24 protein-coding genes are annotated in these 23237 nt (G+C 65.5%); 4 read left to right on the forward strand and 20 right to left on the reverse strand.

All coding sequences use genetic code 11. The features are described 5' to 3' along the window. Positions 1-64 precede the first annotated feature (64 nt). The 12 genes from HUK72_RS10150 to HUK72_RS10205 form a co-directional block, all read right to left on the reverse strand. Entirely contained in the window at positions 65-331 is a 267-nt protein-coding gene (locus tag HUK72_RS10150) for a flagellar biosynthetic protein FliO (RefSeq protein ID WP_176596680.1), read from the reverse strand. Between the two features lie 77 nt (positions 332-408). Then, entirely contained in the window at positions 409-747 is a 339-nt protein-coding gene (fliN, locus tag HUK72_RS10155; protein ID WP_176596681.1) for a flagellar motor switch protein FliN, read from the reverse strand. Beyond that, entirely contained in the window at positions 744-1643 is a 900-nt protein-coding gene (locus HUK72_RS10160) for a flagellar motor switch protein FliM (RefSeq protein WP_176596682.1), read from the reverse strand. Before HUK72_RS10160 ends, fliN begins: the two co-directional genes overlap by 4 nt. A 51-nt stretch (positions 1644-1694) precedes the next feature. Next, complete coding sequence (fliL, locus tag HUK72_RS10165; RefSeq protein WP_176596683.1) at positions 1695-2357, reverse strand: flagellar basal body-associated protein FliL; 663 nt, start codon at positions 2355-2357, stop codon at positions 1695-1697. 26 nt (positions 2358-2383) lie between these two features. Continuing rightward, positions 2384-4258 (reverse strand): flagellar hook-length control protein FliK, encoded by a 1875-nt coding sequence (locus tag HUK72_RS10170; RefSeq protein ID WP_255325800.1) that lies wholly within the window; start codon positions 4256-4258, stop codon positions 2384-2386. A 7-nt stretch (positions 4259-4265) separates the two neighbouring features. After that, positions 4266-4691 (reverse strand): hypothetical protein, encoded by a 426-nt coding sequence (locus HUK72_RS10175; protein WP_066554703.1) that lies wholly within the window; start codon positions 4689-4691, stop codon positions 4266-4268. Then, positions 4688-6016, reverse strand: a complete 1329-nt coding sequence (locus HUK72_RS10180; protein ID WP_176596685.1) for a FliI/YscN family ATPase — start codon at positions 6014-6016, stop codon at positions 4688-4690. Before HUK72_RS10180 ends, HUK72_RS10175 begins: the two co-directional genes overlap by 4 nt. Continuing rightward, positions 6013-6645 carry a FliH/SctL family protein gene (locus HUK72_RS10185; protein ID WP_176596686.1) on the reverse strand — a complete coding sequence of 211 codons (633 nt, stop codon included), beginning with the start codon at positions 6643-6645 and terminating at the stop codon, positions 6013-6015. The genes HUK72_RS10180 and HUK72_RS10185 overlap by 4 nt, the downstream gene beginning before the upstream one ends. Continuing rightward, the gene (gene fliG, locus HUK72_RS10190) at positions 6632-7645 is read right to left on the reverse strand and encodes a flagellar motor switch protein FliG (RefSeq protein ID WP_176596687.1); all 1014 of its coding nucleotides are present in this window, start codon (positions 7643-7645) and stop codon (positions 6632-6634) included. Before fliG ends, HUK72_RS10185 begins: the two co-directional genes overlap by 14 nt. Continuing rightward, positions 7638-9389, reverse strand: a complete 1752-nt coding sequence (fliF, locus tag HUK72_RS10195; RefSeq protein ID WP_176596688.1) for a flagellar basal-body MS-ring/collar protein FliF — start codon at positions 9387-9389, stop codon at positions 7638-7640. The genes fliG and fliF overlap by 8 nt, the downstream gene beginning before the upstream one ends. A 1-nt stretch (position 9390) precedes the next feature. Then, on the reverse strand, positions 9391-9750 hold the full coding sequence (gene fliE, locus HUK72_RS10200; RefSeq protein ID WP_176596689.1) for a flagellar hook-basal body complex protein FliE: 360 nt from the start codon (positions 9748-9750) through the stop codon (positions 9391-9393). 14 nt (positions 9751-9764) lie between these two features. After that, on the reverse strand, positions 9765-11036 hold the full coding sequence (locus HUK72_RS10205) for a sigma-54-dependent Fis family transcriptional regulator (protein ID WP_176596690.1): 1272 nt from the start codon (positions 11034-11036) through the stop codon (positions 9765-9767). Positions 11037-11374: 338 nt separating this feature from the next. Here HUK72_RS10205 and HUK72_RS10210 point away from each other — a divergent pair, with 338 nt between their 5' ends. The 3 genes from HUK72_RS10210 (at position 11375) to mdoH (ending at position 15909) form a co-directional block, all read left to right on the forward strand. Further along, positions 11375-12208, forward strand: coding sequence for a flagellin (locus HUK72_RS10210; RefSeq protein WP_176596691.1), 834 nt, complete (start codon positions 11375-11377; stop codon positions 12206-12208). A 250-nt stretch (positions 12209-12458) separates the two neighbouring features. Then, on the forward strand, positions 12459-13943 hold the full coding sequence (locus HUK72_RS10215; RefSeq protein ID WP_176597816.1) for a glucan biosynthesis protein: 1485 nt from the start codon (positions 12459-12461) through the stop codon (positions 13941-13943). Between the two features lie 73 nt (positions 13944-14016). Further along, positions 14017-15909, forward strand: a complete 1893-nt coding sequence (mdoH, locus tag HUK72_RS10220; protein WP_176596692.1) for a glucans biosynthesis glucosyltransferase MdoH — start codon at positions 14017-14019, stop codon at positions 15907-15909. Between the two features lie 146 nt (positions 15910-16055). On the opposite strand, the gene HUK72_RS10225 is transcribed toward mdoH, so the two are convergent. The 8 genes from HUK72_RS10225 to HUK72_RS10260 all read right to left on the reverse strand — a co-directional run bounded on the left by HUK72_RS10225 (position 16056) and on the right by HUK72_RS10260 (position 22607). After that, positions 16056-16793 carry a sigma-70 family RNA polymerase sigma factor gene (locus tag HUK72_RS10225; protein ID WP_176596693.1) on the reverse strand — a complete coding sequence of 246 codons (738 nt, stop codon included), beginning with the start codon at positions 16791-16793 and terminating at the stop codon, positions 16056-16058. Positions 16794-16805: 12 nt separating this feature from the next. Then, a complete protein-coding gene (gene flhA, locus HUK72_RS10230) occupies positions 16806-18926 on the reverse strand; it encodes a flagellar biosynthesis protein FlhA (RefSeq protein WP_176596694.1) in 2121 nt (706 codons plus the stop codon). Positions 18927-18935: 9 nt separating this feature from the next. Next, complete coding sequence (locus tag HUK72_RS10235; RefSeq protein WP_176596695.1) at positions 18936-19757, reverse strand: lytic transglycosylase domain-containing protein; 822 nt, start codon at positions 19755-19757, stop codon at positions 18936-18938. Positions 19758-20042: 285 nt separating this feature from the next. Continuing rightward, positions 20043-20351, reverse strand: coding sequence for a hypothetical protein (locus tag HUK72_RS10240; protein ID WP_176596696.1), 309 nt, complete (start codon positions 20349-20351; stop codon positions 20043-20045). Positions 20352-20355: 4 nt separating this feature from the next. Beyond that, on the reverse strand, positions 20356-20637 hold the full coding sequence (gene flgM, locus HUK72_RS10245; RefSeq protein ID WP_176596697.1) for a flagellar biosynthesis anti-sigma factor FlgM: 282 nt from the start codon (positions 20635-20637) through the stop codon (positions 20356-20358). Between the two features lie 46 nt (positions 20638-20683). Then, the gene (locus HUK72_RS10250) at positions 20684-21232 is read right to left on the reverse strand and encodes a flagella basal body P-ring formation protein FlgA (RefSeq protein WP_176596698.1); all 549 of its coding nucleotides are present in this window, start codon (positions 21230-21232) and stop codon (positions 20684-20686) included. Between the two features lie 224 nt (positions 21233-21456). Further along, positions 21457-21942, reverse strand: a complete 486-nt coding sequence (locus tag HUK72_RS10255; protein ID WP_176596699.1) for a flagellar motor protein MotB — start codon at positions 21940-21942, stop codon at positions 21457-21459. Then, the gene (locus HUK72_RS10260; protein WP_176596700.1) at positions 21939-22607 is read right to left on the reverse strand and encodes a MotA/TolQ/ExbB proton channel family protein; all 669 of its coding nucleotides are present in this window, start codon (positions 22605-22607) and stop codon (positions 21939-21941) included. The genes HUK72_RS10255 and HUK72_RS10260 overlap by 4 nt, the downstream gene beginning before the upstream one ends. A 261-nt stretch (positions 22608-22868) precedes the next feature. Between HUK72_RS10260 and flgB the strand changes: the two genes are divergently transcribed. Then, positions 22869-23237: a flagellar basal body rod protein FlgB gene (gene flgB / locus HUK72_RS10265; RefSeq protein ID WP_066554657.1), complete on the forward strand. Its 369-nt coding sequence runs from the start codon at positions 22869-22871 to the stop codon at positions 23235-23237.

Consider the following 23237-nt stretch of genomic DNA (forward strand, 5'->3'; position numbering starts at 1 on the left):
AGCCTCTGGATGCGAAGTGGGGAGATGGATTCCCGCCTGCGCGGGAATGACGGTAGTAAAAACGTCAGCGCCCGGCACGATAGCTATCGCCTTCCGCGATCTTCTCTATCCGTCCGCGCGTCACGGAGAGGAGGATCTTCTTCCCCTCGAACTCCACCACGGCGAGCTTGCCGAAAGTCCCCATCGGCAGCGCTTCGAGCAGTTTCAGGGACCGGTCGTTCTGCCCGACCATCATGCCGGGTTGATATTTGCGCCACAGCCACAGCGCGCCAAAGGCCATTCCGCCCACCAGCGGCAACAATATCAGCAGCTTGACGAAGTACCAGATCATGGACAGGCTTTCGCGACTATGGTTAATCCGTCAAGCGGTCTGCCGATAATGGCGCGCAAGGCAAGCGGTAAATCGCGTCAGCCGCGCCGTTCGACGCCGGCCAGACGGGTTTCGGTCGCCGCGATCTCCACGATGCGGATGCCGTAACGGCCGTTCACCGTCACCACCTCGCCCTTGGCGATCAGCGCGCCGTTGACCATGATGTCCAGCAGGTCGTCGGCCTGGCGGTCCAGCTCCACCACGCTGCCTTCGGCCAGGTCCATGACCTCGGCCAGACGCAGGGATGTCGACCCGACCTCCACCGACATGCGCACGGGAATGTCCGCCAGCAAGCGGAACTGGCGGTTGTTCACCATGCGGGAAATGCTGTCCTCGCCCATATTGTCGAGGCGCGGCGCGTCGCTCATGTCGCTCATTGTTCTTGTCCCCAGGAAGGTTGATTGCCGGAAAGCTTTTCGATCTGGAAGGCGGCGCGGCCATCCTGTTCACCGATCGAGCCATGGGCGACGATGCGGTCGCCCACGATCAGCGGCAGGCTGCGGTTGATGGTCACGGGAATGATGTCCCCGGCCTTGAGCTGCATCAGCTCGGCCAGCGAGAGATGGGGGCGCGCCAGCACGGTGCGGGCGGGCAGGCGGATGTCGCGCATGCGGGCGGCGATGCGGGCCTGCCAGACCGGATCGGCGCGCTCGTCGTCGACCGGGACGCGAGCGCCCATCAGCGGCTCGACGGCGCGCAGCGCGCCCAGCGGGAACAGCAAGTCGATCGGCCATTCGGCGTCCCGGCTGATGCTGAGCAGGAAGCGTTGCAGCACCATCTGTTCGCCGGGCTGCGCGGCGGCGGCAAAGCCGATGCCGGTTTCCCGGACGATCAGGCCCGCGTCGATCGCCAGCATGTCGCTCCAGCATTCGACCAGCCGGGCGATGAACGCATCGGAAATGCGGGCGATCAGCCGGTCTTCGGTCGGCGTGAATTCGCCGCGCGGCGGCAAGGCGCGGTTGCCGATGCCGCCATAGAAACAGTCGACCAGGGTCGAGATCATCGCCGCGTCCAGCCGCAGCAGCACCTGCCCCTTCAGCGGCGCCAGGCGATAGACGCCGATGCTGGAGGAGGCGGGGACGTCCAGGGCCCAGGCGCCGAATTCGATCGCCCGCGCATCCTGCGCGGCGACATGCGGGCGAACCCCGGCAATCGGCTCCATCACGGCGCGCAAACGCCGGCCGAGCTTTTCGCCCAGCCGGTCCAGCCATGACAGCATCAGCGGCGCCTGCGATTCCCCCCGCCCGAAGGCATAGGCTTGAACGTCGGTCATTTCAGTCCCCAGCCGTCCCAAGCGGGGGACTTCCCGCGCGTTCAGGCAACCCTATTGAATAACGAAATTGGTAAAATAAACGTTATCGACGCCGCCATAGCCCGTCTTCTGCTTCAAAATGTCGTTAATAATGGCCTTGATCTTGCTCTGGAGCGCCCTTTTTCCCTCCGGCGTGGAGAGCGCCTCCACCGGCTGTTCGGCCAGCATCATCAGAACCTGGCTGCGAATCGCCATTTCATGGGCCTTGATCGCCTCCACCACGCGGATGTCGTAATAGGTCGAAATGGCGATGGAAATCTGCGCGAACGCGTCCGTGTCGGACATGTTTGATGTGAAGGGCGTCTGCAACTGGAAATAGGTCGCCTGATAGGCCGTCGGATTGGACGGGGTCGGCAGGTCGATGCCCTTGGCGGGCACATGGACGCCGGTCGCGACATGACCGCCGCCGCCGCCCTCATGGCCGCCGCCTTCACCACCGCCGCCCCCGCCGGCATAGCCATGCGCCTTGGCGACGTCCTCCGCGCTTTCGCCCGCCAGGACGAGCACCGGCTTGTTGGGATCTTCCTTCGGCCCTTCTTCCTTCGGGCTGAAGAAACCGGCGGCATAGAGACCGCCGGCCGCACCCGCGCCGCCCACCACCATGGCGATGACGATGAGCAGGATCATCTTCATGCCCCCGCCCTTCTTCTTTTTCGGCTTCGCATCGTCACTCATGGAAAATCCCCCGTAAATCCCGCATCTCAGGCATAACGCGCACGCACGGCGTCATTGCCCGCCCGGCGCGTCTCGTCATGGTTAAGAACGGCGGGATCGGCGGAATTTTTAGAGGCGAATGCGTTATTTTCCCGGGGTTGCCAGCGGCCCTGCCCCTGCGCCTGTCCTTGGGACTGCGCCATGTTCTGGCCGTTATTCGCCCAGCCATTGGCGGTCTGGGAGGATTGCTGCTGGGAATTTTGCTGGCTCGTACTGTCCGTCCGCGCCGCTTCAACGACATGCGGCGCCCGCTCGATCCTGACCTCCGATATACGCACGGCCGACAGGCTGGCGTCGAGGCGCAGCCGGTCGCTGTCCTGGCGCAGCGCCATCTCCGCAGCCTCGCTGGCGACGGTCAGACTGACCGCGGCGCCATCGGCGCCCTGGCGGATGTCGACCTGCACCGGACCGAGCTGGTCGGCGTTAATCTGGAAACGGCCCTGCGCCCCATTGGCGGAAAGACCAGCAAGATCGCGGGCGAGACCGTTGATCCACTGCCCCGAAACGCCCATGTCGACGACCTGCGCGCCAAGGCTGGCGGACAGGTCCACCACCGGCGACGCTGCGACGGTCGGCTGGACCGAGGGAACGGCGGCAGGCTGGGCAAACGGTGTTTGGGTCGCGACGTCGGTCGGGACCGGCTGCGCTGTGCTGGCTGGCGCAACCTCAACGGGAGTGCCTGCGCGGCCAGTCTTGGCGCGTGCCGCGACCGCTTCCCCGGCCCGAACCGGCGTGCCGGGCTGGCGGGCAGCGACCTGATCGCGCACCAGTTGAAGCAAGGCAAGGGCTTCGGATTTCAGGACTTCGGATTTTACCGGGCGGCTCTCGGCCGCGGGCGCTGCCGGGACGGGCAAGTCGACCGGAACGGGCGCGTTGTCGGGAGCCGATGTCGCGACAGTCGATTTCGGGCGGTCGACAGACGCCGATGGGACCGGAGCGGCATTGGCGGACTGCGCATGGCCATCCATCGTGGGGAACTTTTCGGCCGTCGCCTGAGCGGGAATGGACTGCTGGGCGGCTTGGGGCTGCATCTGCCCCTCTGCCGGCAGATTCTTGCCGCCATCCGGCTTCACCGCTGCCGTCTCCGACGGAGGCGCGGCTATGACAGCAGGCGCAGATGTCGGCAGCGGCTGCGTCAGAGCGCTTTGCGGCACCGGCGTCTGCACGGCGGCGACAACGGACAATGGAAGCGACGCGGCTTCAGCCTGTTCTTTCGGTTCGTCCTTGTCGCCCCGATCGGCCTTCACCGGCTCATCCGGCCGTTCCGTTGCAGGCGCTTCAGGCAAAGCCTCGGCCATTTCCAGCTTCGCTTCCTTGGCAGGACGGGCCGCCTTGGGCTGCGCATGAGGCTTCGTGACGGATAGTTGCGGCGCGTCGACTTCGCTATCCTCGACAGCCACGGGCAATGGCGCGGACGTTTCCGCCGCGACCTCTTCGGCAGGCTCGCCATCCGCAACAGGAGCAGGAATCCCATCGCTAGTCTCGACGGACGCTTCGATTTTCCCGGCAAGACCGGGCGGAAGCGACAGCGTCTCCTTGCGATGGCTCTGCACGGCCTTCAGGGCGTTCGCCAAGCCGAAGGGCAAGGGAGCGGCGGTTTCGACCTCCCCCTTTTCAGCCTCGGTGCTATCGGCCTTGGCGGGCGCAATGCCCTCGCCTTCCATCTCCAAGCCTTCGACTGCAATGGCATCGGCCATGACAGCCGGGGCCGCCGCCTGCTTGCCCTCGGGCGTGGCGTCCATCGTGCCGTCCAGCAGCTTGGCGAAATCCGCCGCGCCCTCTGCCGGCACAGCGCCCGTGCCGGCAACGGGCACCTGCGCCGAGGCCGACGAAAAGAGCAAAGCCTTGAGGCTGGTCAACATGTTCACGTCAGACATCTCCTGTCCTCTGCATCCGGCGATAGCGCGGCAGGGCCGCGAGTTTATTCTCCCGCCATTCCTCCAGGTCCGCGCGGGCGCGATCCTTGAGCTTCACGGCGATTTCGCGATCCCGATTGGCCGCGAGGCTAAGGCCTTCCTTGACCTCCACCTTGCGGCGCGCATCGTAGAGCGCACCGTCCAACTGACGCCCCGCCTGTTCCAGACGGCCCGCCAGTTCCTGCATCGCTGCAAAATTCGCGCCAGTTGCGATGCCCTGCCCGGTAAAAAGATCATCGCGCACCGTCCGCAGGCGATCGACATTGCGGGCGATGCCTTCCGCCTCGTCGCGCGCGCGCGCGGTTTCGGCCACGGCCATGGCATGCTGCACATGGCGGACGCGCAGCACGCGCTGGCGGCGGGCGACTTCTCCCTTCACGCGCCGAACTCAGCGATAAGGGCGTTGGCGCTGGTGTCGAGATCGATGAAACTCTTCTGATCCTGGCGGATGAATTCCAGGATTTCCTGACGGCGCTGCACGGCTTCGTCGATCACCGGATCATTGCCGGGGCGATAGGCGCCCATCAGGATGAGGTCGCGATTTTCCTCATAGGCGGCCCAGAGGCGGCGATAGGCGGCGGCGGCGAGGCGATGCTCGTCCGGCACCACATCGGCCATGACGCGGGACAGCGACTTGCCGACATCGATGGCGGGGAAGATCGACTGTTCGGAAAGATGGCGCGACAGCACGAAATGGCCGTCGACAATGGCGCGGGCCGCATCGACGATCGGATCGTCCGTATCGTCGCCGTCGGCCAGTACGGTATAGAGCGCGGTGATCGAGCCGCCGGTCCGGGTATCGACGCCAGCGCGTTCCACCAGCCGGGGGATCAGCGCCAGAGCGGAAGGCGGATAGCCCTTCATCGCAGGCGGCTCGCCCAGCGCCAGCCCGATCTCGCGCTGCGCATGGGCGCAGCGGGTCAGGCTGTCGATCAGCAGCAGCACCTTCTTGCCGCGGGCGCGGAAATATTCGGCAATGGCGGTGGCGCGGGCGGCGGCGCGCAGACGCAGCACCGGCGGATGATCGGCGGGGACGGCAACGACGATGCTCTTGTGCATCGCGCCCTTGAGCTTGGTTTCAAGAAAATCGCTGACCTCCCGGCCGCGTTCCCCGATCAGGCCGGCGACGACGATGTCGGCTTCGGCGCCCTGGATCATCTGGCCCATCAGGACCGACTTGCCGACGCCCGAACCCGCGATGATCGCGATGCGCTGGCCGCGCCCGGCAGTGAGCAGGGCGTTGACGGCGCGGACGCCGAGATCAAAGGGCTCGGTGACGCGGCCCCGGTCGAGCACATTGCCCTTCACGCCGTTGAGCGGCCACGAACCGCCCGCGATGATCGGCCCCTTGCGGTCCAGCGGCTGGCCCATGGCATCGATGACGCGGCCGATCAGCCCCTCGCCTACCTGCACCATGGTCGCCTGAGAATCCGGCTCGACCCGCGCCCCATTTTCCAGCGGTGCATCGCTGTCGAGCGGCACCAGCAGGGTCTTATCGCCGCGAAAGCCCACGACTTCGGCTCGACAGATCGTCCCGTCCGATGCGATCACCCGCGCTCCCGCGCCGATGGGGCGACGGAAGCCGGTGACTTCCAGCATGCCCGCATCATGGCTGACCAGCCGGCCGACATGGCGCGGCTGGCGGTTCTGCACCTGCATATGGTCGAACAGCGTCTCCGCCTGGGCGAGCGCGGCATTGATCATGCCTTACCCTCCATATCGTCAAGCAACGCACGCAGGCGCGACAGGCGTATGTCGGGGCCGTCCTCGACCCAGCCGTCAGCGGTTTCCAACCGGACGCAGCCGCGCTGCATGCCGTGGTCCGCGACCAGCTTCACGCCGATATTCTCGCCTTCCAGCAGTTCGATGTCGTCCGGATGCAGGTGCAGCGCGCCTTTCTCATCATTATCCTCGATGAAGGCGGCGACGCTGTCGCAGCGCTGGAGCAAGCGTTCGATGTCGATCTCGACCTCGCCCACGATCTGCTCGACCAGCCGCACGACAGTGGCCGACAGCATGGTCGACAACATGCCGCTGGGCGCGGGGGCCAACAATTCCAGCGCTTCGGCAAGGCGTTGGCGCGCTTCGGCGTCGGCCGCATTGGCTTCCGCCGTCACGCGGCTGCCTTCGTCAAAGCCCATGGCGAAGGCTTCGATCCGGGCCTGTTCCAGCACGTCCTCTTCGCTTTGCGGCACGCTGTCATGCACCGGCTGGCCGGGCGCGGCATGCACCGGCGCGAACAGGCTGCGGAAACCGCCGCTCGTCACCTGTCCCATGCCGCCCAGCGGAATGCTGGCGACCTCTGCATTGGCCCAAAGCTTAGACAAAATCATTCCCCTTGCCGCCCAGCATGATGGTGCCCGCATCGGCCATGCGGCGGGCGGTGGCGATGATGAGTTTCTGCGCGTCGATCACTTCGGCCAGGCGGATCGGGCCGCGTTCCTCAATCTCGTCGGCAATGGCCTGCGCAGCGCGGGCCGACATGGACCCGGAGATCTTCGCCTTCAGCATCTCGTTCGCGCCCTTCAGCGCCACGACCAGCACGGCGCTGTCGACGGTGCGCATCAGCGTGCCCATATTCTTGTCGTCCATGTCGATCAGGTTGTCGAAGACGAACATTTCCTCCTCGATCGTCTGGGCGACCATCTTGTCCCGCTTGGCCAGCGCCTTGATGATGCGCTGTTCATTCTCCTTGCGGACATTGTTCATGATCGCCGCCGCCTCGATCGTGCCGCCGCGCTGCGAGGCGCCGCCCTGCTTCTTGGCCATATTGCCGCGCAGCAGGAGCTGCTCCAGATCGTCCAGCGCCTCGTTCGATACGGGGCCGAGCGTGGCGATGCGGTAGACGACCTCTTCCTGATATTCGGTCGGCAGCAATTGCAGCACGTCGGCGGCGATCGGCGCCTCCAGATGGGCAAGGACGATGGCCATGATCTGCGGATGCTCCGCCTCGATCAGCACGGCGATCTCCTTGGCGTCCATCCATTTCAGCATCTCAAGCTGGGTGGAGCGGGTCGGCGGGGTGATGCGGGCCAGCATGTTCTCGGCCCGCTCCTCGCCCAACGCCTTGGTCATCGCGCCACGGATATGGCGGGTCGCGCCGTAACCGATGGTGGTGCGCTTCTTCGCCTTGGTGACGAAATGGTCGAGCGCTTCGTTGACTTCCTCGACCTGCACATCGGCCACGTCATACATGGCATAGCCAAGCTGGCGCACTTCGTCCGGCTCCAGGCGGGAGAGGATCTGCGCGGCCTCATCCTCGTCGAACAGCATCAGCAGGACGGCGGCGGCGGCGCTGCCCTTCAGCGCCGTGGCGGTGGCGGCGTCAGGCATTTTCCTTCTTCCCTTCCTTCAGAAGGTCGCGGACGACCAGCGCGGCGCGATCAGGGTCCTGCTTCACGAAATTGCGGATCAGGTCGGCGCGCTGGGCATAGTCGTAAGTGGAGGAGATCATGTCGAGCGTGATGGGCGTCGAACCATCGGGGTTCACCGTCACCTGACGCGTGATCTCGGTAGAGATTTCGCGGCCGATCTTCTGGCCCTCAGCGGCGACCTGTTCGGCAGCAGCCGCCTGTGCAGCGGCGCGGCGCTTCAGCAGCGGGCGGCCGATACCGAAGATCACCAGCAGCGCGACCAGCAGGGCCGAGACATTGCGCACCAGTGGCGACACCCATTCGGCTTCATACCAGGGCGCCTGAACCACTTCTTCCTTGGCGAAGCTGCGCGAGGACAGCGCCACCACGTCGCCGCGTGCCTGGTCGAAGCCGACCGCGCCCTTCACCAGCGCTTCGAGAGCGGCGATCTCCTGCGCCGAACGCGGCTTGCCGTCCGGGCCGTTGTCCAACGCGACCGCGACCGACAGGCGCTTGACCGTGCCGATGGCGTCCTTCGTCACCGAAACCTCCCGGCCCAGTTCGAAGCTGCGGTTGAAGGTTTCTTCGGTCTTCATCAGCGGATTGGGCGGCGTGCCCGGCTGGGCGGCGGTCTGCGCGCTCTGCGTGCCTTGAGCGACGGCCTGACCGTTGGGATTGGTCTGGGTCACGGTCGGATTGACCGGCGCCTGGTTGCTGAGCGCGCCGGGGATGCCGCTCGCCTCGCTACCGGCGCCTTGTCCGCGCGGGTCGGAGGCCCAGGTGCCCTGCTCCGTGCGCAGGCGGGCTTCATCCTGCGGATAGGTTTCGCGGGTCGCCTGACGCTCCGCAAAGTTCAGTTCGGTATGAACTTCGGTCGAGAATTTGCCCGCGCCCAGGATCGGCGTCAGCAGCGCGATCACCGACTGGCGATAGCGATCCTCCATCCGGGTCTGAACGGCCAACTGGCGGTCGTCAGCGGCGTTGCTGTCATTATTGCTGATCAGGCGGCCATTCTGGTCGACGACCGAGATGTCCTCCGGATTGAGTTCAGGGATCGAGGAAGCGACCAGATGCACGATGGCGCTGACCTGCGCGTCGGTGAGCTGACGGCCCGAGGCGAGACGCAGCATCACCGAAGCGGATGGCTTGGACCGTTCGCGCAGGAAGACGCTGGGCGGCTCGACCGCGAGGTGGACCTTGGCGCTCTCGACGCTGTCGATCGCCTCGATGGTGCGGGCCAGGTCCATTTCGCGGGCAGACCGCAGCTTTTCGCCCTCGACGGCGCGGCTGGCGCCCATGGGCAGGCTGTCGATCATGCTGTTGCCGTCGGGCGCGCTCTTGGGCAGGCCCTGCGCGGCGAGCATCATCTTCGCCTTGAAATAATCATCCTCGCCAACGGTCATGCTGCCCGAATTGTCGAAGTCGTAGCGGATGCCATTCTGATCCAGCACGCTCGCCACCGCCGACTTGTCGGCATCGGGCAGAGCGCGGAACAGGTCGCGCTGCGGCGGTTCGCGCAGCGCCAGCCAGGCCGCGCCCGCGGTCGCGACGACGCCCAACAGGCCCAGCAGCGGCAGGCTCTTCGCCACCGCCGGCTGCTTCATGAAGCCGGTGAAGCGCGCCTTCAGCGCATCGACGCCCTTCGCGCCGCCAAAAGAGGCGGGGCTGGTGGCCGGGAGAGCGGCAGCGCCGCCGACGGAGGGGGTGAGTGCGTTCTCGCTCATATTACACCGGCATGCTCATGATGTCCTTGTAAGCGGACAGCAATTTGTTGCGGACCTGAAGGGTGGCTTCGAAGCTGACGGAGGCCTGCTGCTTGGCCAGCATGACCCCGGCAATATCGGTGGTTTCCCCCCGTTCGAACGAGGCGGCTGCTTCACCCGCTTGATTTTGCAAGCCGTTGACCTGCTCCAGCGCTGATTTCAGCGCGTCGGTAAAGCCGCCCGGGGCGGTGGCGCCGTTGGTGCCGACCGCTGCAGGACCGCCAGTGTTGCCGGTCTGGGCGACATCGCGCAGCGCGGCGTTTTTCTGAAGGATGGCGTTGCGGATCGCCATCACGCTGTCGGTGGGGGAAATGCCGGTCATGCCCTAATCTCCCCTCAAGCGGCCAGCTCGCGCATCTCGGCAAGCCGATAGCGCAGCGTACGTTCGGAAATGCCCAGTTTGGCCGCGGCGGCGGCACGGTGGCCGTCAGTCTCGCGCAACGCGGCGCGGACAGCCTCCAGCTTGCTGTTATGCGCGACGTCGCGCAGGCGGATCGGTTCGGCGGTTTCCAGAACCTTGGCCTGCACCACCCGCAATTGCGGCGCGCCGGTGATGTGCAGATCGTCGGCGTCGATTCGATCGCCGTCACGCAGCACCACCGCGCGCTGGAGCACATTGCCCAACTCGCGCGCATTGCCCGGCCAGATATGGGCGGTCAGCTTTTCGAGCGCGGCGACGGTCGGCCAGACGAAGGCGTCCTTCGCCATATCCTGATGCCGCAACAGCATGGCGGCGGCGATCGCGGTCACGTCGCCCGGCCGCTCGGCCAGCGGGCGCAGCTCCAGCGGCATGACGTTGAGGCGCCAGTAAAGATCCTCGCGGAACCGCCCGGCGGCGACTTCGGCGGCGAGGTTGCGGTTGCAGGCCGCGATGATGCGGACATTGACCGGAACCGGATGAGTCGCGCCGACGGGCAGCACTTCGCCTTCCTGAAGGGCGCGCAGCAGCTTCGCCTGAAGGGCAAGCGGCAGCTCCGCAATCTCGTCGAGGAACAGCGTGCCGCCGTCCGCCGCCAGGAACAGGCCCTCCGACGCATTGGCCGCGCCGGTGAAGCTGCCCTTCTTGTGGCCAAAGAGCATGGCTTCCATCATGGTTTCGGGCAGCGCCGCGCAATTGACGGCGATGAAGTCGCGAGTCACGCGGCCGGACTGGGCGTGGAGGAAGCGCGCCATGCCTTCCTTGCCGGTGCCGGTGTCGCCCTGGATCAGCACGGTGGCGTCGCTGCGCGCCACGCGCCCGGCCAGCGTCATCAGGCGGGTGCTGGCATTGTCTCCCACCGCCGGCACGGCGACGGGGCGGGCCAGCTCCGCGATCAGCGCGAAGGCGAAGCCCATATCCTCCAGGCCGAACGCCACGCGGGCGGGCAGGCCGTTGGCTGCGGGCACCAGCGAAGGCGCGCCGTCGACCAGGTTGATCAAAATGTCGCGATGGGTCGCATGGCCGATCTCGGTCGCCAGCAGGATGCGCCGATTATCCCGTTCAGCGCCCTCGCGCTCACGCGGGCTTTGCGCGTCCACGATGCGCACGGAATAGAACGCATTCTCCAGCCAGTGCTGCAGGCCCGGAACGAGCGCGCAAACTCCTCGGCTCACGTCCAGCGATGACATGAACTTTGTCCCCATGATTTGGCAGGATTGTGCCCCCGCACTCCCCCGACCCCTTCGATGGTTTGAAACTGCCGGACTGTGGTTAGCATATGGTTAATGCGGCAAACCCCTTGCCGCATAACGGCAATTTTTTTCCGCCTTGCCGGAACTTTTCTCGTTCCGCCGCCGTAGGACGCGCCCGCGAAGGTCGATTTACCCGCGCATTTCCGGGCTTTCCGGAAAAATGTCAGAAAAAATCACGCCAGCTCTAAAAGCTTTTTTCGCCGCGCCGTTATCCCCTTTCGAGGCCGCAAGCAGCCTGATGGCAGCGACCTGATAGTGAACGGAAAGGGATTATCATGACTGTTATCGGAACCAACTCCTCGGCGCTGCGCGCTCAGAACGCTTCGGCCATGGCCAACAAGGCTCTGGGCACCGCGATGGAACGCCTGTCGACCGGCAAGCGCATCAACAGCGCGAAGGACGACGCCGCCGGCCTCGCCATCGCCTCGACCATGACCTCGCAGATCCGCGGCATGACTCAGGGCATCCGCAACGCCAATGACGGCATCTCGCTCGCCCAGACGGCGGAAGGCGCGCTGGGCGAAGTCAGCAACATGCTGCAGCGTATGCGTGAACTGACGGTCCAGGGTCTGAACGGCACCAACGACACCAAGTCGCAGGGCAACATCAAGAATGAAATCGACCAGCTCGGCAAGCAGATCGACTCGGTGCTGAGCAAGACCGAATTCAACGGCAAGAAGCTGTTCTCCGCGGCCGCCCCGGCCACGATCGACATCCAGGCCGGCGCCGGCGGCACCGACACGGTTTCCATCGCCCTGGGTCAGCTCGACCTGTCCGCCGTCGCCACCGCGGCCGGCGGCGCGCTGAGCGGCACCGTGGCCGCCCCCGCCTTCGCAGCGGCCGACCTCACCGCCTATGACACGGCGCTGGCGACCGTGGCGACCAAGCGCGCCGATCTCGGCGCGGCGCAGAACCGCCTCGAATCGACCGTCAACAACCTGACGGCCAACGTCACCAACCTGACCGACGCCCGCAGCCGCATCGAAGACGCCGACTTCTCGGCCGAAACGACCGCGCTCGCCAAGCAGCAGATTCTGAGCCAGGCTTCGACCGCGATGCTGGCCCAGGCCAATCAGAGCCAGCAGGGCGTGCTGAAGCTGATCAGCTAAGCTGCGATACAAGATTGATCGGCTGGGGTCTTGGTCACCCCGGCCGGTCATGCCGCCCCCGGCACATTATCAGTCCCCACCGTGCCGGGGGCAAAGACTTCGATGAAACGACCAGCTCAACGAAGCCTCCGTCCCCCCGGGCGGAGGCTTCATCGCATTTGTCGATCGGCCATTTTCCAGTCAATGCGGGATCGAAACACTTGCATTGGCGGTTGTCGCACCCATGATGCCCACCATGACCAAGGCTTTCATGACCAAGATGGACCGCCGCGCAATGATCGCCGCCTCCGGCGCAGCCTTGCTGGTTCCCCGCGCCCTTTTCGCCCAACCCCGCGGCGATGCCTTTTCCTGGGAGATGGTGATCGGGCGGGCGCAGCGGCTGACCCGCGCGCCCTTTGCCGTGACGCCCTTTTTCCCTGGCGCGGACAAGATCGGCTATGACGCCTTCAACCAGGCCCGCTTCCGCGACGAGCGGACGATCTGGAACGATCTGGGCGGCGACACCGGCATCCGTCTATTCCCGCTGAGCGGCACGGTGCAGCAGCCGGTCGAGATCGCGCTGGTGGACAGGGGCCGGGCGACGCCGCTCCGCTACGATCCCGACATGTTCGACGCCCCGCCGGGCAATGCGGTGCGCAATCTGGGCCCCGATGCGGGCTTTTCCGGCTTCCGCATCATGAACGAAGCGCGGGACGGCGACTGGCTGTCCTTCCTGGGCGCGACCTATTTCCGGGCGCCCGCCGAAAAGCAGTTCGGCCTGTCGGCCCGCGCCGTCGCGATCAACACCAGCATCGCGGGCAAGGAGGAATTTCCCCGCTTCACCCATTTCTGGCTGGAGCGCACCGGGCGCAGCAGCGTCACCGTCTATGCGCTGATGGACAGCGCCTCGCTGACCGGCGCCTTCCGCTTCGCCAACGAGCTGACGCCGCAGGGCGTGCGGCAGGATGTCGACGCCGTGCTGTTCGCGCGCAAGGCGATCACCGAACTGGGGCTGATGCCGATGACCAGCATGTTCTGGTACGATCAGGCCGACCGGGCCAAGCGCACCGACTGGCGGCCGGAAATCCATGACAGCGACATGCTCTCCATCGCCAGCGCCGACGGCACCGCCCATTGCCGCCCGCTGGTCAACCCCTCCGCCCCCCGCGTCGACGTCTTTGCGGAGCGCAATCCCAAGGGCTTCGGCCTGCTCCAGCGCGACCGCGATTTCGATCATTATCAGGATGATGGCGTCTTCTACGAACGGCGGCCTTCCCTGTGGGCGACCAGCCGCAAGCCGCTGGGCGCGGGGCAGGTCCGGCTCTACGCCTTCCCGACCGACAGCGAATATACCGACAATGTCGCCACTTATTGGACGCCAACCGCCCCGACCCGCGCAGGGAGCCGGATCGAAGCAAGCTATCGGCTCGACTGGTCGGCGGCGCGGGCGCCCGCCTCGACCGGTCTGGCCATAGTCGAGAATATCTGGATCGGACAATCGGGAGAAGCCGGGGTCGACCGCTTCCTCGTGGATTTCGCTGGCGTCCCGGCAAAGGCGACTCCCGACATCTGGGTCGACCTGGCGGGCGGCACGCTGGTCAAAAAGGCGGGCTATCCGGTGCTTCACCAGAAGGACATGTTCCGGATGGTCCTGGATATTCGTCGGGACCGGGGCAAGCCGACCGACATCCGCGCCCAACTCAGGGCTGGCAATCGCCCGTTCAGCGAATATGTGCATTACCCGCTGGGCGCCTGAGAGCGGGCAAAAAGGGAACCAGCCGGCGATGAGGCGGTTCTGGTGACGGGTTCGAATCCAAAATGGGTCAGGCATGAAGGCGACGGGCGGCGTGCATAGCGATAAAGCGAGCGGATCGACGCCCAGCCGGGCGTTCGAGCATCTGCCGCCGGAAAGGCGGCTGGCCATGCTCGCGCAGGATTTCGCCGCGGCCCCCCGCGACCTGCCCCATCGTCCCTTCAACATCGACCTCTGGGCCAGGCGGACGCTGGTCGTGCTGCTCGCCTTGCTCCCCGCCTCCATGGCGGCGCATGAGATGCGGCGGTCCATCGGTCTGGACGGCATTTCGACCTGGGAGGGGGTCTATCTCGCCCTGTTCATCCCGCTTTTCGCCTGGATCGCCTTCGGTTTCGCGACCAGCCTGATCGGTTTTCTGCTGCTGACCATGGGCAGGGTCCAGGGCGTCCGCCCCTATCGCGCGCGCACCGCGCCGCCTCTGCGCGGACGGACCGCCGTGCTGCTGCCGGTCTGCAACGAGGATTTCCAGGGCGTGCTGGGCCGCCTGTCGATCATGGAGCGCTCCTTGGCGCAAGTGATGGGCGGGGAACGCTTCGAATTCTTCATCCTGAGCGATTCCAACGCCGACAATGGCGAGATTGAGCGCACCGCCTATCTGAAAATGCGCAAGGGCTTCTCCCGCCCGGTCCATTACCGCCGCCGCGCCCTCAATATCGGCCGCAAGCCCGGCAATATCGCGGAATGGGTCGAACGCTTCGGCGGCGCTTACGACACTATGATCGTGCTGGATGCCGACAGCGTGATGAGCGGCCAGACCATGGCGCGCCTCGCCTCCGACATGGAGCGGCACCCCCATGTCGGGCTGATCCAGACGGTGCCGTCGATCGTCGGCGCCACGACCTTCTTCGCCCGCTGGCAGCAGTTCGCCAGCCGGCTCTTTGGGCCGATCTCCGCCGCCGGGATGATCTGGTGGGCGGGGTCGGAGGGCATGTTCTGGGGCCATAACGCCATCCTGCGGACCAAGGCCTTCGCGCAAAGCTGCGGCCTGCCCGAACTGCCCGGCCGCGCGCCCTTTGGCGGGCATATCATGAGCCATGACATGGTCGAGGCCGCGCTGCTGCGCCGTCGCGGCTGGGACGTGCATATCGTCATGGCCGACGACAGTTTCGAGGAATTTCCGCCCTCCCTGCCTGATCTCGCCACCCGCGACCGGCGCTGGTGCCAGGGCAATATCCAGCATGTGCCGCTGTTGTCGAAGATCAAGGGCATGCACCCGGTCAGCAAGTTCCAGCTTTTCGTCGGCGCGTCGGCCTATTGCACCTCGCCGCTGTGGCTGGCGCTGATGCTGGTTGTGCTGGGCGGCGCGGCGGCGGGCGTCTGGCCGCCCAGCGCGATCCTACCCTCGGGCAGCCTGCTGGCGCTGACCGCCGTGCTGCTGTTCGGGCCGAAGCTGCTGGCGCTGCTCTGGGCGCTGGCCGATCCGGCGCGACGCATCGGTTTCGGCGGCGGCGTGCGCATGGTGCGGGGCGTGCTGGCCGACATTGCGCTATCGATCCTGATGGCGCCGGTCAGCATGCTGACGCAGACCATCAACCTGTTCGGCATATTGATGGGCCGCAAGAGCAGTTGGAATGGCCAGACCCGCGACCGCGACGGCATGGCGATACTGCCCGCCATCTGGCTGTTCAAATGGCATATCTTGCTGGGCGCGGGGCTGACTCTGCTGGCGGTCAAGTCCGGCACCTCGCTCGGCTGGATCATGCCGGTGGCGGCGGGATTGGTGTTGGCGCCCTTCTTCGCGGCCTTCACGGCGCGCAAGGATTGGGGCAGCCATGTCGCGAAAAGCGGGCTGTTCCAAGTGGCGGAGCCCTGGTGGCGGATGCAGAATTATCAGAAGACGCGCTATCGGCAGCTTCAACTCGACAATGCGCCGATCAAGGACTTTTCCAACGCCGCGAATGATAGTTGAGCCGCAGAACAATGATAGTTAGGCGGCAGAACATCGTGTTCCTGCGAAGGCAGGAACCCAGTTCCGCCGCCATTCATTTACGCAACGCCTGAACTGGACTCCTGCCTTCGCAGGAGCACGGCACGCCTAAAGGAAAGCAAAGGGATTCAATCCCAATCCCGCAATTTCTCGCGCAGCTTGTCGAGCGCCGCCTTCTTGATCTGACACACCCGCGCCGCGCCGATGTCCAGCGTGGCGCCGATTTCGTCGAGATTCAGTTCCTCGACAAAATAGAGCTGAAGCACCAACGCCTCCCGCTGCGGCAATTCCCCGATGCACTTGGCGAGCGCGGCTTTAAGCGACTCCCGTTCCATCACATCGTCGGCGCGGTCCTCGACATCGGCAAACCACATGGACTGGTCGGAATAGACCTCGTCCATGCTGGTATGCTGCACCATCTCGCAACTATCCGCCACCTCACGATAGGCGGAGGCGTCCAGCCCCATCTCCACGGACATTTCCGCTTCCAGCGGCGCCCGGCCGAGCTTCTGTTCCAGCCGGTTGCGGATGGCCCCCAATTGCTTGCGCTGGGCCATGGCGGAACGAGTCATGGTCGCATGGCGGCGCAGATGGTCGATCATCGCCCCGCGCACGCGCATCTGCGCATAGGAGGCGAAGCCCAGGCCCCGATCTTCGAACCCATTGGCCGCCTCCACCAGCGCGACCATGCCGATCTGGAGCAGATCCTCGATCTCGATCGCGCTCGATACCCGGCCATGGACATGCCAAGCGGTCTTGCGCACCAGCGGCATATATTGCCGCGCCAGCCGTTCGGGCGAATTGGCATGGGCGGACCGGCCATAGGTGTTGGTATCGGAACCGGCGGCGACCCTATTCATGAACATTGGTCAGGCTCCTCAGGCAACGCGTTCGCGAGCAGGCAGGGGGTCGTGGCGCGGCGCGGGCCGCTGCTCGCCGCCGACCACCGCGACGACTTCCACGCCCTTGCCATCGGGAATTTCCAGGAAGGACAGCACCGGCGTTTCCGGCAGATGCGGCTTGAACAGCCGCGCCAGCGCCCGCCGCGCCACCGGCGAAGTGACGATGGCGAAGTTGCGCGCCTGACCCAGCAGAGGACGAGCGGCGGTCACCACCGCCTCGATGATGCGGTTGGCGAGCGCGGGCTCGATCGGGTGACGGGCATCGCCCGCAACGCGCATGGCCTGCGCCAGCAACGCTTCCAGATCGCCGTCCAGCGTGATCACCGGCAGCGGCATCTTCACCGGCACCAGCCCCTGGATGATCAGCGAACCGATCCGCTGGCGCACCGCTTCGACCAACTGGTCGAGGTTCATGTCCGGACGAGCCGCATCGACCATCGCCTCGCAGATGCGGCGGAAGTCCTTGAGCGGGATGCCCTCCGCCAGCAGGGCGCGGCAGAGCGCGCTGATCTGCGTCAGGTTCAGCAGGCCGGGCGTCAGGCCATCGACCAGTTGCGGCGCGGCGTCCTTGAGGTTGTCGAGCAGCTTGCGCGCTTCGTCCAGGCCGAACATCTCGCTCGCGTTCATCGCGATAAGCTGGTTGAGATGGGTGGCGACGACCGTCGGCGGATCGACCACCGTATAGCCCGCGACCACCGCTTCGCTGCGCTTGGCGGGCGAAATCCAGACGGCATCCAGGCCGAAGGTCGGGTCTTTCGCCTCGCGGCCGGACACCGTGCCCTCCAGCGCGCCGCTGTCGAGCGCCAGCAGATCGTCGGGGAAAATCTCGTCCTCGCCCACAACGACGCCGGCGATGGTGATGCGATATTGGTTCGGCTCCAGCGCCAGATTGTCCTTCACGCGGACCATCGGCACGACAAAGCCCAGTTCCTTGGACAACTGGCGACGAATGCCGGTGATGCGGGCCATCAGCGGCGCGCCCTTGCGTTCGTCCACCAGGCCGATCAGGCCATAGCCGATCTCCAGCCCCAGCACCGCGCCGTCGGACACGTCGTTCCATTCGATGAGCGCCGGGTTGGGCGGCGGCGCTGCGGGTTCAGGCTCGGCGGCCTTGCGCTGGCTCGACTTGCGCAGATGCCAGGCGATTCCGCCCGCGACCGCAGCGGCGGGCAGGATGATCATGTGCGGCATGCCCGGCAGCACGCCCAGGAAAGTCAGGATCGCCGCGACCGGCATCCATGCCTTGCCCGAACCGAACTGGCTGGTGATCTGGTTCGACAGATCTTCCTCGCTGCCGACGCGGGTGACGATGGCGGCGGCGGCGATGGAAAGCAGCAGCGCCGGAATCTGGGCCACCAGCGCATCGCCGATGGCCAGGATGATATAGGTCTGCGCGGCCTCGCCAATGCTCAGCTTATGGCTGACCACGCCCAATATGATGCCGCCGACGATGTTGATGGCCAGGATCAATATGCCCGCGACCGCGTCGCCCTTCACGAATTTCGACGCACCGTCCATGGAGCCGTAGAAGTCGGCTTCCGTCGCGACTTCGCGGCGGCGGACCTTGGCCTCTTCCGGGGTCAGCAGTCCGGCATTCATGTCGGCGTCGATCGCCATCTGCTTGCCGGGCAAGGCGTCCAGGGTGAAGCGCGCCGACACTTCCGACACGCGGCCCGCGCCCTTGGTGATGACCACCAGATTGATGATCATCAGGATCGCGAAGACGAAGATGCCGACGACATAATCGCCGCCGATCAGGAAGTGGCCGAACGCCTCGATGACATGGCCTGCCGAATCCGTCCCTTCATGCCCGTTCACCAGCACCACGCGGGTGGACGCCACGTTCAGCGCCAGCCGCAGCAGGGTCGCGAACAGCAGCACCGTCGGGAAGCTGGAGAAGTCGAGCGGTTTCGCGGCGTTCAGCGCCACCATCAGCACGGCCAGCGAGATCATGATGTTGGTGATGAACCCAATATCCAGCATGACCGCGGGCACCGGCACCATCATGAACAGCACGACCATCAGCGTTGCAAAGGGCAGCACCGCCCCCTTGGCGGCGCTCATCCAGATCTTCGCTTTGACTTGGGCAGGAGTCATTGTCGGCCGTTACCTTCCGAGGGTGGCGAGCATGAGATAGGCGAGGCGCGCCGTCTGCGGTTCCGGCCGGACGGTGACGTCGGCGGCGGTCGCAAGGCGCTGGGTTTCGATCCGCACATAGTCGGCGGGCTGCACGGTCTTCGCGCCGGAGGGCAAAGACGCGTCTGCATATTGAATGTCGCCGCCGCCGACCGAATCGAAGCCCTTCTGGAGCTTCGCGGCAAAGCGGTCGCGGATTTCGGCAAAGCTGCGGGCGTTGCCCTGCCTGTCGTAGAAGATGGACCGGTTGGCGCGGGCAGCGGCCGGGAACATCGACGCCGCCGTGGCATCGGGCGCGCGGTCGTTCATCGACAGGAATTTGCTCGCCCCACCGACGCCCAGAAAATGGGCCATATAGAGGTCCACCGGCTCGGCTTCGCGGCCAAGGCGCTGTTCCAGAGTGGCCTTGTTGTCGGCGGCATGCTCGGCCGCCATGACGGAGGCGGTTTCGGGATGCTTGCGCAGGTCGAGTATCTGCTGACGAAGATCGGGGTCGGACACATAATAGCGGCCGTTGCTGCCCCGGCTGATCGCGTCGGCGGCCCAGCCCAGGCCATATTCGCTGCCATGCTGGTCGATGACCGCCAGCCAGCTCTGGTCGACAAACTGGTACAGCCCGGTCGCGGAGGAGGTCGTCGCGCGGGCGGTCGGGTTCAGGCTGCTCTCGATCTTGGCCTGCCCCAGCAGATAGGCGAAGTCCACGCCCGTCCGACGGCTGGCCATGGCGATCGCGTTGGTCACGCGATCGCCCGCCGAAGCGCCCGTTGCTCTGATGTCTGCGAATGCCGACACTGGTTCGATCAATCCCCGTTGGTACCGGGGGTCATTAGAGCAAGCGACGTGCCAAGATTTGGTTAACGCGCGCTCATAATTTGCTTTTTTGAGGGTGGCAGTCTGGATCGCATCAGGGCGCGACGTGCTCCTGCGAAGGCAGGAGTCCAGTCCAAACGGCTGTGCAATAAGCAGCGGCGGCACTGGGCTCCTGCCTTCGCAGGAGCACGGTATCGCCTAGGATTTCCAATAGAACGCAAAAAGGGCGCCACTAGGGGCGCCCATATAATTTGAGGGATCAGGCTTTTAGCGGCCGTAAACCAAAGGCGCCGTTTCCGCGCCCTGCGCCGCCAAGATGGCGAGCCGCTGATTCGCATGGTCCGCGAGCAGGTTGGTGCGAATCCGCGCCGATTCCATCAGCGGTTGCAGCGCCTTCAACCGCTCCTTCACCGCTTCATCCGATCGCCACACGCCGATAGCGCGCACGGCGGACGCCGCTTTGGCGATCCGCCGGCTTGCCGATTCGATCACCGCCGGGTCCACGCCGTCCAGCGCGGCGCGCAGCTCTTCGAAAGCCGCGCTCAGTTCGTCCAGCGCTGCAAGACCGAGAGGCATGGGTTCAGCCGGCCGTCGGCAGATCGAGCGCCAGCATGCGGTCGGCAATGGCCGCCGGATCGACCGGATAATTGCCCGATGCGATGGCGGCCTTGATGGCCGCGACGCGATCCATGTCGACCGGCGCGCCTTCCGCCGCCATGCGGGCAGCGGGGCTGGCCGAACCGGCGGATGCGGACGCGCTGGCGGTCGAACCGGTCGCCGCGCTGCGCGTCGTCTTGCCGCCTTCCTTCAGGCGATTCGCCTCTATGGCGGCGCTGATATTCTGGCCGACAGACTTGATCATCGTTTCAATCCTTCATTCGTCCCGCACAGTCTATATACGGCCGGGTTCAAAAATTATTAAATCCCGGAACACGAACTATTCCCATGTCCACGACCTGCGCCAGAATCGGCGCGGCCTTCTTGTCCTCGCGCACGCGGATCGTCTGACCCACGGCGCCGTCCTCGTCCGCAACCATCATGCGCGAGACGCTGAAACTGGCATTGCCCGCCATCAATTGGACGGGGTCGCCCTTCTTCACGACGGCTTCCCTGGCGATGGGGCGTACAGCAGGCGCGTAGCGCGGAACCGGCCCGGAAGCCGCCGCGGCGCCCCCCGAGCCCAAAGGCACGCGAATCCGCCAGCCCAGTGCATCGCATTTGACGATGGCCGCGCCAAAGACCGGCCCGTCGACGCTGGGCGTCGTAGGGCAGGCGGCCAGCCGCAACCGCCGGTCCACCGGCGCGATCGGGCCGCCCGGTTCGCCCATATTGGCGCCGACGGTCATGGCGACCAGACTGTCGATACGGTCCAGATTCTCGAACTTCTGCTGCGCCAGCGCAGGATCGGATGCCGATATGGACAGCGCCAGAAGGAGGATCTTGGGCAAATTCGTCACGGTGTCTCTCCGATGATGCGGACAGGGTTAACCATGAGCTACGCAATATTCGTGCCACGTGTGTGGGGGGCTGGAGATGGAGGCGTGAGGCACGCCCAAAAACAACATCGTCATGCTGAACTTGTTTCAGCATCCATTTCTCCCCACGCGCCGAGGCTCTTGGGGCACGATGGATGCTGAAACAAGTTCAGCATGACGGAGTAGGTGTAGGGGAAACTTTCGCCCTAACGCCCCTGCGCTATCAGGATCACTTGCCCTTTGCCGCTATCGCCATCCAATTGGTCCAGCCCTCGCAACACCAGCCGGTCGCCGCCTATCCCATCCGCCTTCAGCGCCCGCGCCACCGCGCCCAGACGCGCCGCCGACAAGTCCCAGCCGTCGAAACGCTGACGCGCACCGTCCGTCCCGCGGCTGCTCACCTCCAGCCGCTCCCGGCTCAGAGCATAGCGATCCGACACAGCCTTCAGTCGCTTCCGGCCTTCCTCGGTCAGCAGCGCCTCGCCGGGCAAGAACAGTTCGGCCGCCCGCATTTCCGTGGCCTTGGCAATCGTCCGGCCGCCAAATTGCTGTCGCACCTGCGCCAGCATCGCGTCCCGGCGCTGTCCGCTGGCCTGCAGCATCACGAAGAAGCCCAGCAGCAGCAGCAGCAGATCGGCAAAGCTGAGCGCCCAGCGGCTGCGCCGGACGCCGGAGGATGTCAGGATGCTCATGCGACCTCGCGGATCGAGGCGCGGCGCATCGGCACATTTTCCCGCCGGGCAATCGCCGCCATGCGGTCCGCCGCTTCCTTCTGCCAGGCCAGTTCACGCTCCGACAGATCGGCCAGCCGCGCCGCGATGGGGGCGGCCACGATATTGGCGATCACGACGCCATAAAAGGTGGTGAGCAGGGCCAGCGCCATGGACGGCCCCAGCGTGGCCGGATCGTCCATGCCCGCGAACATGCCGACCAGCCCGATGATCGTCCCCGCCATGCCCAGAGCGGGCGCCGCGTCGGCTATGGAAAGCCAGACGTTCCGGGCGCTCGCATGCCGCTGCGCGCGGTCGACCAGGGCCTGCGCCGCCCATAGTTCGAACTGCTCGGTCTTCTCGCAATTGGCGAGCTTGCGCGCCGCCTGGGTCAGAAAGGGATTGGCGGTCTTCACCCGGTCGGTGCAGGCCAGGCCGCGCAGTTGCGCCACCTGATCGATCTTCAGCAACGCCGCCCGCGCCGCGTCGCGATCCTTGGCCGGATCGGCGCTCCACAAAGGCTGCAACGCCGCGAAGGCGCGGCCCAGCGCCCGTCCGCCATTCTGGAACAGCGCCACGATGCCGATACCCGCCACCATCGCCAGCAAGGTCAGGGGATCGAACAAATGCGCCAAGATTCCGACCATATCACCGTCCCCAAATCGCCCGTCCGGCCATGCGGCAAAGCCCTGCCACCGACCGGCAAATTTCTGCCGCCCTTGCCGCCACGCCCATGCGAACCCCCGGATTTCCGCGATTTCTGCCCTGCCGATGCGTCACCCACGCAAATTGGCACGGCTCTTGCTAATATCAGGCTGGATCACCCGCAGTTCACGCCATCAGGCCTCAGAACGGCGGCGGGATCGGAAGTTTTAGGCCCGCCGGGCGGAAAAACGGAAAGATTTGACATGTCGCTGGAAGACGGATTGTTCGGGATACATGGAAAGGCGCTGGCGCTTCGTTCGCAGCGCCTGTCCCTGCTCGCGTCCAACATCGCGAACGCCTCGACGCCCGGATACAAGGCGCGCGACATCGATTTCGAGTCCGCCCTCAAGGAAGCCACGACGCAGCAGAGCAAGTCCGCCGCCGACGTGTCGCAGGCCGTCGATGACTCGATGGGCTATCGCGTGCCGCTTCAATCCAGCCTGGACGGCAACACCGTCGAACTCAGCACCGAACAGACTTTGTTCGCGGAAAATGCCGTCAAATATCGCACGACCCTCTCCTTCCTGGAGGGCCGCATCAACACCATCACCCGCGCCTTGAAGGGAGAATGA

It is taken from the genome of Sphingobium sp. 15-1, from assembly GCF_013375535.1.
GTDB lineage: Bacteria > Pseudomonadota > Alphaproteobacteria > Sphingomonadales > Sphingomonadaceae > Sphingobium > Sphingobium aromaticivastans.